This window comes from Streptomyces sp. NPDC055254 (assembly GCF_053606025.1).
The window spans coordinates 61,760-74,602 of the sequence record NZ_JBSGQV010000022.1; the positions used below are offsets into that span (position 1 = coordinate 61,760).

At 75.2% G+C, this 12,843-nt stretch carries 10 protein-coding genes; 4 read left to right on the forward strand and 6 right to left on the reverse strand.

Features of this window, described 5'->3' with window-relative positions; translation table 11 throughout:
* Nucleotides 1-21 precede the first annotated feature (21 nt).
* The 3 genes from ACWFQ8_RS21200 to ACWFQ8_RS21210 are packed head-to-tail and all read right to left on the reverse strand — an operon-like array spanning nucleotide 22 to nucleotide 2,838.
* A complete protein-coding gene (locus ACWFQ8_RS21200; RefSeq protein WP_453787803.1) occupies nucleotides 22-921 on the reverse strand; it encodes a LysR family transcriptional regulator in 900 nt (299 codons plus the stop codon).
* A 9-nt stretch (nucleotides 922-930) separates the two neighbouring features.
* Complete coding sequence (locus ACWFQ8_RS21205; protein ID WP_453787804.1) at nucleotides 931-1,857, reverse strand: DMT family transporter; 927 nt, start codon at nucleotides 1,855-1,857, stop codon at nucleotides 931-933.
* A 39-nt stretch (nucleotides 1,858-1,896) separates the two neighbouring features.
* A complete protein-coding gene (locus ACWFQ8_RS21210) occupies nucleotides 1,897-2,838 on the reverse strand; it encodes an EamA family transporter (protein ID WP_453787805.1) in 942 nt (313 codons plus the stop codon).
* 135 nt (nucleotides 2,839-2,973) lie between these two features.
* On the opposite strand from ACWFQ8_RS21210, the gene ACWFQ8_RS21215 reads away from it, so the two are divergent.
* Nucleotides 2,974-3,498 (forward strand): MarR family winged helix-turn-helix transcriptional regulator, encoded by a 525-nt coding sequence (locus ACWFQ8_RS21215; protein WP_453787806.1) that lies wholly within the window; start codon nucleotides 2,974-2,976, stop codon nucleotides 3,496-3,498.
* A 159-nt stretch (nucleotides 3,499-3,657) separates the two neighbouring features.
* On the opposite strand, the gene ACWFQ8_RS21220 is transcribed toward ACWFQ8_RS21215, so the two are convergent.
* Nucleotides 3,658-3,897, reverse strand: coding sequence for a hypothetical protein (locus ACWFQ8_RS21220; protein ID WP_453787807.1), 240 nt, complete (start codon nucleotides 3,895-3,897; stop codon nucleotides 3,658-3,660).
* Between the two features lie 20 nt (nucleotides 3,898-3,917).
* On the reverse strand, nucleotides 3,918-5,993 hold the full coding sequence (gene malQ / locus ACWFQ8_RS21225; protein ID WP_453787808.1) for a 4-alpha-glucanotransferase: 2,076 nt from the start codon (nucleotides 5,991-5,993) through the stop codon (nucleotides 3,918-3,920).
* A 230-nt stretch (nucleotides 5,994-6,223) separates the two neighbouring features.
* On the opposite strand from malQ, the gene ACWFQ8_RS21230 reads away from it, so the two are divergent.
* Complete coding sequence (locus ACWFQ8_RS21230) at nucleotides 6,224-9,205, forward strand: beta-N-acetylglucosaminidase domain-containing protein (RefSeq protein WP_453787809.1); 2,982 nt, start codon at nucleotides 6,224-6,226, stop codon at nucleotides 9,203-9,205.
* Between the two features lie 241 nt (nucleotides 9,206-9,446).
* Here ACWFQ8_RS21230 and ACWFQ8_RS21235 read toward each other — a convergent pair whose 3' ends face one another.
* On the reverse strand, nucleotides 9,447-9,983 hold the full coding sequence (locus tag ACWFQ8_RS21235) for an HNH endonuclease (protein WP_384542330.1): 537 nt from the start codon (nucleotides 9,981-9,983) through the stop codon (nucleotides 9,447-9,449).
* Between the two features lie 284 nt (nucleotides 9,984-10,267).
* On the opposite strand from ACWFQ8_RS21235, the gene ACWFQ8_RS21240 reads away from it, so the two are divergent.
* A complete protein-coding gene (locus ACWFQ8_RS21240; RefSeq protein WP_453787810.1) occupies nucleotides 10,268-11,347 on the forward strand; it encodes a mechanosensitive ion channel family protein in 1,080 nt (359 codons plus the stop codon).
* A 146-nt stretch (nucleotides 11,348-11,493) separates the two neighbouring features.
* Nucleotides 11,494-12,768 (forward strand): ROK family transcriptional regulator, encoded by a 1,275-nt coding sequence (locus ACWFQ8_RS21245; protein ID WP_453787811.1) that lies wholly within the window; start codon nucleotides 11,494-11,496, stop codon nucleotides 12,766-12,768.
* The last annotated feature ends 75 nt before the right edge of the window (nucleotides 12,769-12,843 follow it).

The following is a 12,843-nucleotide window of genomic DNA, read 5'->3' on the forward strand; positions in this document are numbered from 1 at the left end:
CACCCGGCGGCGGCAGCGCGCTCAGCGCTCGGCAGCGACCGCCCGCAAGGCGGCGAGGACGTGCGCCACCGCGGGAGCGGACTCGGCTCCGCGCCGGACCGCCGCGATCACGTGCCGGGTCGGGCGGTCCCGGGACAGCACGCGGACCACCACCCCCGAGGCCCGGCTCGACACCATGCGCGGGACCAGCGCCACACCCATCCCCGCCTCGACCATCGCCAGGATCGCCGTCCAGCCGGACGCCGAGTGCGCCTGCTCCGGTACGAAGCCCGCCGCCTCGCACGCGCCCCGCGCGATCTCCGACCACGGGCCGCTGCCCCCGTAGATCCACGGGTCGCCGGACAGGTCAACGAGCCGCAGTTCCGGCGCGGCCGCCAGCGGATGGCCCGGCGGCAGGGCCACGTCCAGCGGGTCCTCCAGGAGCGTCAGCCGGGTGAACCGGGGATCCCGCGCGGTCGGCGCGTGCGCCGCCAGGGACAGCGCCAGGTCCACTCCGCCGGCCGACAGCAGCTCGTAGGACTCCGCGGCCTCCGTCTCCCGTACCCGGACGTCCACCCCCGGACGGGTCCGCCGCAGGGCGGCCACGGCCGGCACCACCAGCGCCGGTACGGCGGTGGAGAAGGCGCCGACCCGCACCTCGCCCGCGTCCCCCGCGAGGTAGCGGGCCAGCTCCGCGTCGGCCTGCTCCAACTGCGCGAACACCGCCTCCGCGTGGCGCAGTACGAGGTGCGCCGCGTCCGTCAGCCGCACCCTGCGGCCCTGGGCCTCCAGCAGGACGACGCCCAGCTGCCGCGCGAGATTGGTCAGCTGCTGCGAGACCGCCGAGGGCGTCATGTGCAGCGCCTCCGCCGTCGCGGTCACGGTCCCCCGGTCGGCGAGGGTCCGCAGGATCCGCAGCTTCTTGATGTCCCACTCGCTCATGGGCGGAATCTACCTCCGGGCGCCCAGGGCCACGCCGCCGAGGATCAGCCCCATGCAGAGCAGTTGCGCGGGACCGGTGCGCTCGTCCAGCAGCAGGAATCCGAGGCCCGCCACGCACACCGGCTGGAGGTAGTAGACGACTCCGGCGCGGGCCGCGCCGATGACCGAGACGGCTCGGTTCCAGGCGAAGAAGGCGACGGCGGAGGAGAAGACACCGACGTACAGCAGCTGTCCGACCGGGCCGGCGGTGGCCTCGAAGCCGCCCTGGACGGTGACGGAGACGGCGTAGGCGGGCGCCAGCATCAGCGCGCCGAGCGCGAAGGTGGTGATCAGGAAGGCCAGGCCGCCCAGTGCGGCGGGCTTGCGCTTGAGCAGGGCGCTGTACGTGGCGAAGGCGAGGGCGGCGGCGAACATCCACAGGTCGCCGGCTGCGAAGTCGAAGCCGAGGGAGCCGTCGCCGACCAGCAGCAGGACGCCGAGGGCGGCGAGCAGCAGGCCGAAGGTGCGCCGGCCGCCGAGCCGTTCGCCGCCGAGTCGGGCGTAGAGCGCCATGACCACCGGCGAGGCGGCCATGATCATGCCCATGTGGGAGGCGGAGGTGGTGAGTCCGGCCTGGTGCACCAGTGTGTTGTACAGGGCGACGCCGAACAGCGAGGCGAGGGCGATGTAGCCGAAGTGGCGCCGGATCAGGGCCCGCTGCCGCCAGGCCTGGCGGGCGGCGAAGGGCGCGACGGCGACCAGGGCGATGACCCAGCGCCAGAAGACGGCCTGGACGGGCGGGACGGTCTCGGCCATCCCCCGGGTGGCGACGAAGCTGCCGGACCAGACGACCGTCGCGAGCAGGGCGAGGAGGACACCGAATCCGGTGGCCCCCTTCTTCCCCCTCCTGCTGTGCTGTGTCTGCGAAACGGTGCGGACTCGGTCCGTGACGGCCACGGTGCGTCTCCCCCTCGGGTTCGCCGGTCGATGCGAGACCTACCGTCGCACCCGTCCATCAGTCAGGTCCATCGAAATGTTTTGATCGATCTGTTCAGTTTCACTGAACGGTTTCACCGGCGGCGCGGTCCGCGCGGCAGCCAGCTGTCCGGCGACGGTGGCGCCGAAGGCGAGGGCCATGCCCGCGAGCTGTACGGGCGACAGCGCCTGCCCGAGGGCGGCCCAGCCGATCACGGCGGCGGTCAGCGGGGAGAGCGGACCGAGCAGGGTGACGGAGGTGGCGTCGAGCTGCCCGATGCCGCGGAACCAGAGCCAGTACGCGATACCGGTGTTGATCAGGATCATGTAGCCGTAGCCGAGGAAGGCCTTGCCGTCGAGCGCGGGCGGAGCCCCCTCGACGAGCGCGGCGACCGGGATGACGACCAGCCCGCCGGCGGTGAGCTGCCAGCCGGTGGTGGCGAGCGGGCCGACGCCTTCGGGGCGGCCCCAGCGCTTGGTCATGACGGTGCCCGCTCCCATGGAGGCCGAGGACACCACGCCGGCGACGACGCCGACCAGGTCGAGGCGCGCCTCCGCGGTCAGGACGACCATGCCGACCCCGAACGCGGCGACCACGGCGGCGAGGACGGTGCGCAGCCGCGCCCGCTCGCCGAGGAGCAGGGCGGCGAGCCCGACGACGAACAGCGGTCCGGCGGCGCCGAGCACGGCCGCGACCCCGCCGGGCAGCCGGTAGGCGGAGAGGAACAGCAGCGGGAAGAAGGCGCCGATGTTGAGCGTGCCGAGCACGGCGGACTTCCACCACCACGCGCCCTTGGGCAGGGTCCGGGAGAGGGCGACCAGCAGCAGCCCGGCAGGCAGGGCCCGCATCAAGCCGGTGAACAGGGGGCGGTCGGGTGGCAGCAGTTCGGTGGCGACGGCGTAGGTCGAGCCCCAGGAGACGGGGGCCAACGCGGTCAGGGCGACGGTGGCGGAACGCTTCATGACGGATGCTCCTCGGGCGGCTGAGGAAGGCGATGGCTCCCCCACATCGATCGCTTGTAAGTAGCTTACCGCTAAGCCACTTACCGTCAAGCATCTTTCTTGCGAACCATCCGACGGAGACCGGATACTGCGTCCATGAGCGAGGCCCCTCGGCAGCCCGAGAACCCCCGGAGCGTCGACGCGGACGCCGTCGACGCGATCACCGCACAGTGGTACGCCGTCCGCCCCGACCTCGAAACGGCGCCCATGGCCGTCTTCGGGCGCATGTACCGCATCACCAGGGCCATGGGCGACGCGATGGAAGCGACCTACGGCCGCTTCGGCATCTCGCGCGGGGAGTTCGACGTCGTCGCCACCCTGCGCCGCTCCGGCGTCCCCTACACGCTCTCGCCGCGGCAGCTGTCGGCCACGCTCATGCTGACGACGGGCGGTATGACCGGCCGGCTGGACAAGCTGGAGAAGGCGGGGCTGCTGTGCCGCAAGCCCGATCCGCACGACCGCCGCGGACTCAAGGTGACGATCACCGACCGGGGCCTGGCCCTCATCGACGAGGCGGTCACGGCGGGCCTGGAGGTCCAGCGCGCCGCGCTCGCCGGGCTGAGCGACGAGGAGGTCGCCGTCCTCACCGGCCTCCTGCGCAAGCTGCTCGCGGGCCTCTGAGGGCCGGGAACGCGAGGCGACCGGGAACGCGAGGCGGCCGCCACCCCTCGCGGGCGGCGGCCGGAAACACGACAAGGCGCCGGGGGTCGCCGCCGGCCCGGAACAACCGGCCGTGCGAACCCCCGGCGCCCGGGAAGTCCTGTGGTACCGACCCGGGGGTCAGACCTGCTTCTGCTCCTTGCGCGACTTGTCGCCGACCATCACGAGACCCGCGATGACCAGGAACAGCACGATCGGGGCGATCACGAACAGACCGATCGTGTCGGCAATGCTCAGGCCCGGGCCCGGGTCGTCGCCGTCGTCGCGGGTCAGCGCCAGGGCGGGAGACGTCATCAGCAGCATCATCAGCGTCGTTCCGGCCGTGACGGCGCCGGCGCGCAGAGCGTTCTTCTTGTCCACGGTGCAAACGTAGCGAACACCTAAACGGCCCGCGCGCCCGGGGGTGCCGTACGGGGCCCCGCACCGTCCCGCAGTCCCGCCCGCACCGCGCCCAGCAGGGCGTTCGCCCGGGGCGAGGCGGCCAGTTCCTCCAGGGTCAGCGGCCGCCCCGAGGCATCGGCGACCGGCAGCCGCCAATTGGGGTACTGGTCCCAGGTGCCCGGCAGGTTCTGCGGCCGCCGGTCGCCCACCGCGTCGGGCAGCCACACGCCGACCAGCCGCGCGGGAGTGCGCAGCAGGAACGCGTACAGGGACCGCACGGCGGACTCCTCGTCCTTGGTCTCCAGACCGAGCCCCTCCAGCAGTTCCAGCCACTCGGCCGTGTCGGCGGCGTCCTCGGCCCGCTCCCGCTCGGCCGGGCGGGTCAGCAGCCCGAGCCGGTCGCGCAGCTCCACGTGGCCCCCGGCGAGCTTGGCGGCCGTGGGCGGCAGGTCGTGGGTGGTGGCCGTGGCCAGGCAGTCGGCACGCCACTCCTGCGGCGGGAGCGGGCTCCCGGTTCCGGCCCAGTCCCGCTCGAACCAGAGCACGGAGGTGCCGAGCACCCCGCGCCGGGCCAGCCGGCGGCGGACCTCCGGCTCCACCGTCCCGAGGTCCTCACCGATGACCAGGGCCCCGGCCCGGTGGGCCTCCAGCACCAGGACGGCCAGCATCGCCTCGCCGTCGTAGCGGACGTACGTACCCTGCGCGGGCGGCATCCCCTCCGGGATCCACCAGAGCCGGAACAGACCCATGACGTGGTCGATCCGCAGCGCGCCGGCGTACCGGAACACCTCGCGCAGCAGGTGCCGCAGCGGCGCGTAGCCGGCCGCCGCCAGCCGGTCCGGGCGCCAGGGCGGCAGCCCCCAGTCCTGGCCGCGCGCGTTGAAGGCGTCCGGCGGGGCGCCCACCGTCGTCCCCGTGGCGTGCGCGGAGGGCTCGGCCCAGACGTCCGCGCCCTGCGGGTGCACGCCGACCGCCAGGTCGTGCACGATGCCGACGCTCATGCCCGCCTCCCGCGCGGCCCGCTGGGCGGCGGCGAGCTGGGCGTCGGTCAGCCACGCGAGCCAGCAGCGGAACTCCACCTCCCCCGGCTCGGCCTCGGCGCCCTCGGGCCAGCGCGCCGGATCCGTCCCGTACCGCTCGACGAGGGCGAACCAGGTCGCGTGCCCGGCGAGCGCCGCCCCGCCGGCGGTGCGGAAGCGGGCGAAGTCGGCGGCGCGCGCGGGCTCGCGCGGGACCGCGTACAGCAGCCGCAGCGCCGCCAGCTTGAGCTCCCACACCGCGTCCCGGTCGATCAGCGCGCCCTTCTCCAGGACCTGGCGGCGCAATGCACCGCCCCGGGCGGCGAGATCGGCGAGGGCGGCCCGGTCGGCGCAGCCCGCGTACTCCGGGACGTCCTCGATCCGCAGGTGGACCGGATCGGGGAAGCGCCGCGAGGAGGGGCGGTACGGGGAGGGGTCGGTCGGGGTGCCGGGCACGGCCGCGTGCAGCGGATTGACCTGGATGAAGCCGGCGCCGTGGGCGCTGCCGGCCCAGCGGGCGAGCGCCGCCAGGTCACCGAGGTCGCCCATGCCCCAGGAGCGCTCGGAGAGCAGCGAGTACAGCTGGACCAGCAGCCCGTGGGTCCGCTCCGGCGCGGCCGGGGCCCGGTCCGGGGCGAGGATCAGGGTGGCTCCGGCCGTCCGGCCGTCCGGCAGGTCGGCGGTGATCCGGTGGACGCCCAGCGGCAGCCCCGCCGGCAGCGGGCCGTCGACCGACGTGTCCCACGCGGCGCCGGCGCCCGGCACGGCCTCGTCCGGATCCAGCCGGATCCGGGTCCCCGGCGGCAGTGCGGCCAGTTCGGGCGGCGGGGGTGCGCCCTCCCACCGCACCAGGACCGGCGGCAGCAGCCGCGCGGCCGCCTCCCGCTCGGCCTCCGCCAGCCGTTCCCGGACGCACTCGGGGGTCCCGGTGGCCACCCCCAACAACCCGAGCACGGCGCGGACCGTCGCCTCGGGAACCCGGACGGTCACGTCGGCGGCGGGCTGGTAGGCGGTGGCGATGCCGTGCAGGTCGGCGAGCCGGGCCAGGTCGTCCATCGACGGGCACTCCTTCGTCGGTACGTGAGGGCGGGTCAGAAGGGTGGGTCAGAAAGGGGATCGGCCGAGCGGGCACCGCCGGGGAACACCGCAGCCATACCCACTCGGGGGCATCGCATTCCTGGCGTATCCAGGTCAGATCGCCCGCCCACATTGACACTCCAGCCGCACGAGTGGTGGGCTCGGGCTCATTCGTACGAGCGGGGGACGTCTCGGGACGGGGAGGCTCTGTGCAGCTCAGGGGCAGGAGGCGGGCCGTTGCGGCCGCCGTGGCCGTGATCGCGTCGCTGCTGGGCGGCGCGGTGGCCGCGGCTCCGCCGGGCGCCGTCGCGACGCCGGCTCCGCCGGTCGCGCCGACCGTGGATCCGGCGTCCGGGTCCGACCCGGTGCCCGTGCTGGATCCCCGCGCCGATTCCCCGCGCACCGCCGCCGAGGGGCCCGCCGTGTGGCCCCGGCCGAGGTCGATGGCGGCCGATCCGGCCCGTGAACTGCCGCTGGGCACCCAGGCCGTGCTGATCGCCCCGGCCGACACCGACCCGTACGCCCGCCAGGTGGTGCGGGACGCCCTGCGCGCGGCGGGCGTGCGCACCGTGCACGAACCGGCCCCCGGGGAGCCGCTGCCGCGGACGGGCACCGTCGTACGGCTCCAGGGCCCGGACGCGGAGGAGGCGCTGCGGGCCCTCGGCGCGGCCGCGGCGACGGACCTGCCGGACGGCGGCTACCGGCTGGCGGTGGGGCGGCCCGGCGGCAGGGACACGGTCGCGCTGGCCGGCGTCGGCGGGTCGGGGCTCTTCCACGCGGCGCAGACCCTGCGCCAACTGCTGGCCGGCGGCGGGGGCAAGGTGCCCGGCGTACTGGTCCGCGACTGGCCGGCCGCGCCCGTGCGCGGGATCACCGAGGGGTTCTACGGTCAGCAGTGGACCCGGGAACAGCGCCTGGCGCAGCTGGACTTCATGGGCCGCACCAAGCAGAACCGGCTGCTGCTCGCGCCCGGCGACGACCCCTACCGGACCACGGGCTGGCGCCAGGAGTACCCGGCGGAGCGCCAGGAGGAGTTCCGGGCGCTGGCGGAGCGGGCCCGGGCCAACGCGGTGGTGCTGGGGTGGGCGGTGACCCCCGGCCAGTCGATGTGCCTGTCCTCGGCGGCGGACCGGGCGGCGCTCGCACGCAAGGTGGACGCCATGGGGGAGCTCGGCTTCCGGGCCTTCCAGCTGCAGTTCCAGGACGTCAGCTACACCGAGTGGGGCTGCCGCGCGGACCGCGAGCGGTACGGCAAGGGTCCCGCGGCGGCCGCGAAGGCGCACGCGGAGGTCGCGGGCGGGCTGGCGGCGCACCTCGCCGAACGGCATCCGGGAGCGGCCCCGCTGTCCCTGCTGCCGACGGAGTACTACCAGGAGGGCGCCACCGCCTACCGGACGGCCCTGGCCCGGACGTTGGACGAGCGGGTGGAGGTGGCCTGGACGGGCGTGGGCGTGGTCCCGCGCACGATCACGGGCAAGGAGCTGGCCGGCGCGCGCTCGGCCCTCGGGCACCCGCTGGTCACCATGGACAACTACCCGGTGAACGACTGGGACCCCGGCCGGATCTTCCTCGGCCCCTACGCGGGTCGCGAGCCGGCGGTGGCGGCCGGTTCGGCGGCGCTGCTCGCCAACGCGATGCCGCAGGCCGCCCTGTCCCGGGTCCCGCTCTTCACCGCGGCGGACTACGCCTGGAACCCGCGCGACTACCGGCCGGGCGAGTCCTGGGCGGCGGCGGTGCGCGACCTGGCGGGTGCCGACCCGCGGGCCCGGGAGGCGCTGGCGGCCCTGGCCGGCAACAGCGCGTCCTCCGGGCTCAAGCAGGAGGAGTCGGCGTACCTGAAACCGCTGGTCGAGCAGTTCTGGCAGGCCCGGGCCACGGGTGATCCGACGGCCGGGACCGAGCTGCGCAAAGCCTTCGGGGTGCTGCGCGAGGCCCCCGCGCGGCTCCCGCACCTCGCGGGCGAGGCCGGTCCCTGGCTGGAGCGGCTCTCGCGCTACGGAACGGCCGGTGAGCGGGCCCTGGACGTCCTGCAGGCCCAGGCCCGGGGCGACGGAACGGCCGCCTGGCAGGCCTCGCAGGCGCTGGCCGCCGCCCGGCGGGAGCTGTCGGAGCCGGGCCCGGCGCGGGTGGACCGGGCCGTCCTGGAGCCGTTCCTGACGAAGGCGGCGGCCGAGGCGGACGGCTGGACCGGCGCCGCCCGTACCACGGGCACGGTGACCACGGACCCGGGCGCCTGGACGGTACGCCTGGACACCGCGCGCCCCGTGTCGGCGGTGACCGTGATGACGGACCCGCTCCCGTCGGGGGCGCGGGGCGCGGCGGTGGAGGCCCACGTACCCGGCGAGGGCTGGCGCAAGGTCGGCGAGGCCGCCGCGTCGGGCTGGACGCAGGTGGAGACGGCGGGCCTGCGCGCGGACGCGGTACGCCTGTCCTGGACGGGGACGGCCCCCGCCGTGCACCGGGTGGTGCCCTGGTTCGGCGACGGGCCGCAGGCCGGCTTCGAGCTGGCGGACGGGGCCGGGGCCGACGTGGAGATCGGCGGCGCCCCGCGCCGGGTGACGGCGGAGCTGTCCGCGTTGGGGCCCGGCGACGTGGCCGGCCCGCTGGCGGCGCGGCCGCCCGCGGGCATCACGGTGCGCCTGCCGGAACGCGCCACCGCCCCGCGCGGGGCCAAGGTGTCGATCCCGCTGGAGGTCGCGGTCGCACCGGCGACCCCGGCCGGGAGCTACGCGGTGCCGGTCTCCTTCAACGGGGAGTCCCGGATCCTGACGGTGCGGGCGGTGGCCCGGACGGGCGGCCCGGACCTGCTGCGCACCGCGCGGGCCACCTCCTCGGCGAACGAGACCCCGGACTTTTCGGCCTCCGCGGCCGTGGACGGCTCCCCGGCCACCCGGTGGTCCTCGCCCGCGGTGGACGGGGCGTGGTGGCAGGCGGAGCTGCCGGCCGCGGCACGCGTGGGCCGGGTGACGCTCCACTGGCAGGACGCCCACCCCTCGGCGTACCGGGTGGAGACCTCCGCGGACGGCGCGTCCTGGCGCCCGGCCGCCGCGGTCCCCTCCTCCCGCGGCGGCGTCGAGTCCCTCCGCATGGACGCCCCGGACACCCGCTTCCTGCGCGTCACGTGCGACTCCCGCGCCACGAAGTACGGCTGCTCCCTCTGGTCGGCGGAGGCCTACGCGGTATCCCCATGACCCCGGCGGGACACACCACCCCCGCGCCCGGGCACGGACGGAAGCCCGGCCCCCCAGCCCGCCGGCGATTGAGGCGCGGGGTGCGGGGCACGGGCCGGAGGCCTGACTGGCGCGTCGTGCGGGGCGGGGGCCTGACTCCAGCCCCGCCGGCGATTGAGGCGCGGGGTGCGGGGCGGAGCCCCGGCGGCCGGGCCGCAGGCCGACGCCGGGCGCGACCCCGCACGATCCGCCCCCGACGGAGTCAGGAGGCCGCGACCCCGATCCGGTCCAGCGCGTCCTCGGCCCCGTACGGCTGGAGATACGGCATCCAGCAGGGATCCCGGTGCCCCGTCCCGATGATCCGCCAGGCCAGCCCCGACGGCGGCGCCGGCTGGTGCCGCAGGCGCCACCCCAGCTCCAGCAGGTGCCGGTCCGCCTTGACGTGGTTGCAGCGGCGGCACGCTGCGACGACGTTGTCCCAGGCGTGCTGGCCGCCCCGGCTGCGCGGGACGACGTGGTCCACGCTGGTGGCGACCGCGCCGCAGTACATGCAGCGGCCGCCGTCCCGGGCGAACAGGGCGCGCCGGGTGAGCGGAACGGGCCCCCGGTAGGGGACCCGCACGAAGCGCTTGAGCCGTACCACGCTGGGAGCGGGGACGACTTTCGTAGCGCTGTGCAGATAGGCGCCGGATTCCTCCAGGGAGACCGCTTTGTTCTCCAGGACGAGGACGAGCGCGCGGCGGAGCGGTACGACGCCGAGCGGCTCGTACGACGCGTTGAGGACCAGGACGTGCGGCACGGACTGCCTCCTTGTACGCCGGCGGCGCGTGGCTCGCGCCGGGACGATCTGCTCTCCAGTCTCTCCTTACGGCTGGTCGAAGCGCCACCACGCGCCCGTAACGGGTCCGAGGTGTTTTCAACCACACCCACTGCATCCCCGGGTGAGCCTGGTCTCTCCCTCGAACACGGCACGGGGGTGAAGGGAATGCCCCGTTAGTGTGGTTGGTCTGCCCGCACACCCGCCCTCGGACTCCGTCCGGGGGAACCCCGCCGGGCAGGTCGCGATACCTGGAGGTTCCCGCCGTGCCCTGGTCCGCCGCCCTGCTGCCCCTCGCAGCCGACACCCCGGACGCGTCCACCACGCTCAAGGAGACCCACGAGAACGTCACCAACGCCGCGAGCTTCATCGAGGAGAACTGGGCCGGATGGCTCTACCTCGGCCTGCGGATCCTGCTCATCATCGTCATCGCGGCGGCGCTGCGTTCGGTCGTCCGCAAGTCCCTCACGAAGCTGATCACGCGGATGAACCGCGGCGCCGAGGCCGTTGAGGGCACCGCCCTGGGCGGGTTGCTCGTCAACGCGGAGCGGCGGCGGCAGCGTTCCGAGGCGATCGGTTCCGTGCTGCGCTCGGTGGCCTCGTTCCTGATCCTCGGCACGGCCGGGCTGATGGTGCTCGGGGCGCTGGACATCAACCTGGGCCCGCTGCTGGCGAGCGCCGGTGTGGCCGGTGTGGCGATCGGTTTCGGTGCCCGGAACCTGGTGACCGACTTCCTCTCGGGCGTGTTCATGATCCTGGAGGACCAGTACGGCGTCGGGGACAAGATCGACGCGGGTGTGGCCTCCGGTGAGGTCGTCGAGGTCGGCCTGCGGGTGACCAAGCTCCGCGGCGACAACGGCGAGATCTGGTACGTGCGCAACGGTGAGATCAAGCGGATCGGCAACCTCAGCCAGGGTTGGGCGACCGCGGGCGTGGACATCCAGGTCAAGCCCTCGGAGAGCCTGCTGCGGATCCGCGAGGTGATCCAGGAAGTCTCCGACGCCATGGCCAAGGAGTCGCCGTGGGACGAGCGGCTGTGGGGCCCGGTGGAAGTGCTGGGCCTGGACGAGGTGCTGCTGGCCTCGATGACGGTGAAGGTGTCGGCGAAGACGATGCCGGGCCAGCAGTTCGCCGTGGAGCGCGAGCTCCGCTGGCGGATCAAGGAAGCCTTCGACGCCGCGGGCATCGGCATCGTCGGCGGTCTGCCGGCGGCGGACGAGGACGACGCCCCCGCGGACCCGTCGGCGGCCGTCGCCCCGCCCTCCGCGCTGGCGAACCCGACGTCCCCGCAGGCGATGGCCACCACCCCGATACCGGCTCCGACCGGGCCGCGCATCACCAAGTAGCCCCGGCGGGCCCCTGTCCCTCCTCCCGCTGCCCCGCAGGTCGTGTCCGACCCGGACACGACCTGCGGGGCAGCGGCATTGACATGACCGGAAGTCCAATAGGAAACTTACCTAACAGTTCACCTCGGTGAGGGAGAGACCGCGCCATGCCCGCCACCACGCCCGGAACGCCCAGCCTGCTGCGTGCCATGAACGACCGGGCCGCGCTCGAACTCCTGCTCACGCACGGCCCGCTGTCCCGCACCCGGATCGGGCACCTGACCGGCCTGTCCAAGCCGACCGCCTCGCAGCTGCTGGCCCGGCTTGAGGCCGCCGGGCTCGTCGTGGCCACCGGCACCGACGGCGGCCGCCCCGGCCCCAACGCCCAGCTGTACGCGGTCAACGCCCGCGCCGCGTACGTCGGCGGCCTGGACGTCACCCCCGAGCGGGTCCTCGCGGCCGTCGCCGACCTCACGGGCACGATCGTCGGCAGCCACGAAGTCCCGTACGCACCCGGGCGCGACGCCGTCGAGCAGGTCACCGAGGCCCTCGGCGGCGCCGTCAAGGCCGCCGGGCTGCACCGCTGCGACCTGCACCGCGTGGTCGTCGCCACGCCGGGCGCCTTCGACCCGCAGAGCGGCCGGCTGCGCTACGCCAGCCACCTCCCCGGCTGGCACTCCCCCACCCTCCTCGACGACCTGGCGGCGGCCCTGCCGATGCCCGTCGAGTACGAGAACGACGTCAACCTCGCGGCCGTGGCCGAGCAGCGCCTCGGCGCGGCCCGCGGCCACGAGGACTTCGTCCTGCTCTGGAACGAGGACGGCCTCGGCGCCGCCCTGGTGCTCGGCGGGCGGCTGCACCGGGGCTGGACCGGCGGCGCGGGCGAGGTGGGCTTCCTGCCCGTCCCCGGCCACCCCCTGGTCCGCCAGGTCACCCGCGCCAACACCGGCGGCTACCAGGAGCTGGCCGGCGTACAGGTCCTGCCCGGCCTCGCCGCGGAGCTGGGCATCGAGCCCGAGCCGGCGCCCGACCCGGGGGCCGCGCCGGAGCCCCGAACCGCCCCGGCGGCCCCGGACGCCCCGGCGGCCCCGGGCTCACCGTACGGTCCGCAGGTCGCCGCAGCCGTCGCGCTGCTCACCCGGGCCGCCGCCACGCCCGAAGGACCGTACCTGCGCTTCCTCCAGTCGTACGCCACCGTGCTCGCCACCGGTCTCGCCTCGCTCGTGGCCGTACTGGACCCGGAGATCGTGGTCCTGTCCGGGGCCGCGATCACCTCGGGCGGCGATCCGCTGCGCGAGCTGCTGGAGGCGGAGCTCGCCGAACTGGCCCCGTCCCGGCCCCGACTGGTCAGCGGCGAGGTCCGGGAACGCCCCGTACTGCACGGCGCGCTGGAGAGCGCGCTGGCCACCACCCGGGACGAGGTGTTCGACACTTCCCGCTGACCGGCGCCCCGGCCGGCCCCGCCCCACCCGTACCACCCGTACCACCCGCCGTACCCGTACCACCCGCCGCACCCG

Coding starts and splice junctions, on each gene's coding strand:
- ACWFQ8_RS21200 (WP_453787803.1), bottom strand. CDS start 921: ATGAGCGAGTGGGACATCAAGAAGCTGCGGATCCTGCGGACCCTCGCC.
- ACWFQ8_RS21215 (WP_453787806.1), top strand. CDS start 2,974: ATGAGCGAGGCCCCTCGGCAGCCCGAGAACCCCCGGAGCGTCGACGCG.
- ACWFQ8_RS21245 (WP_453787811.1), top strand. CDS start 11,494: ATGCCCGCCACCACGCCCGGAACGCCCAGCCTGCTGCGTGCCATGAAC.
- ACWFQ8_RS21210 (WP_453787805.1), bottom strand. CDS start 2,838: ATGAAGCGTTCCGCCACCGTCGCCCTGACCGCGTTGGCCCCCGTCTCC.
- malQ (WP_453787808.1), bottom strand. CDS start 5,993: ATGGACGACCTGGCCCGGCTCGCCGACCTGCACGGCATCGCCACCGCC.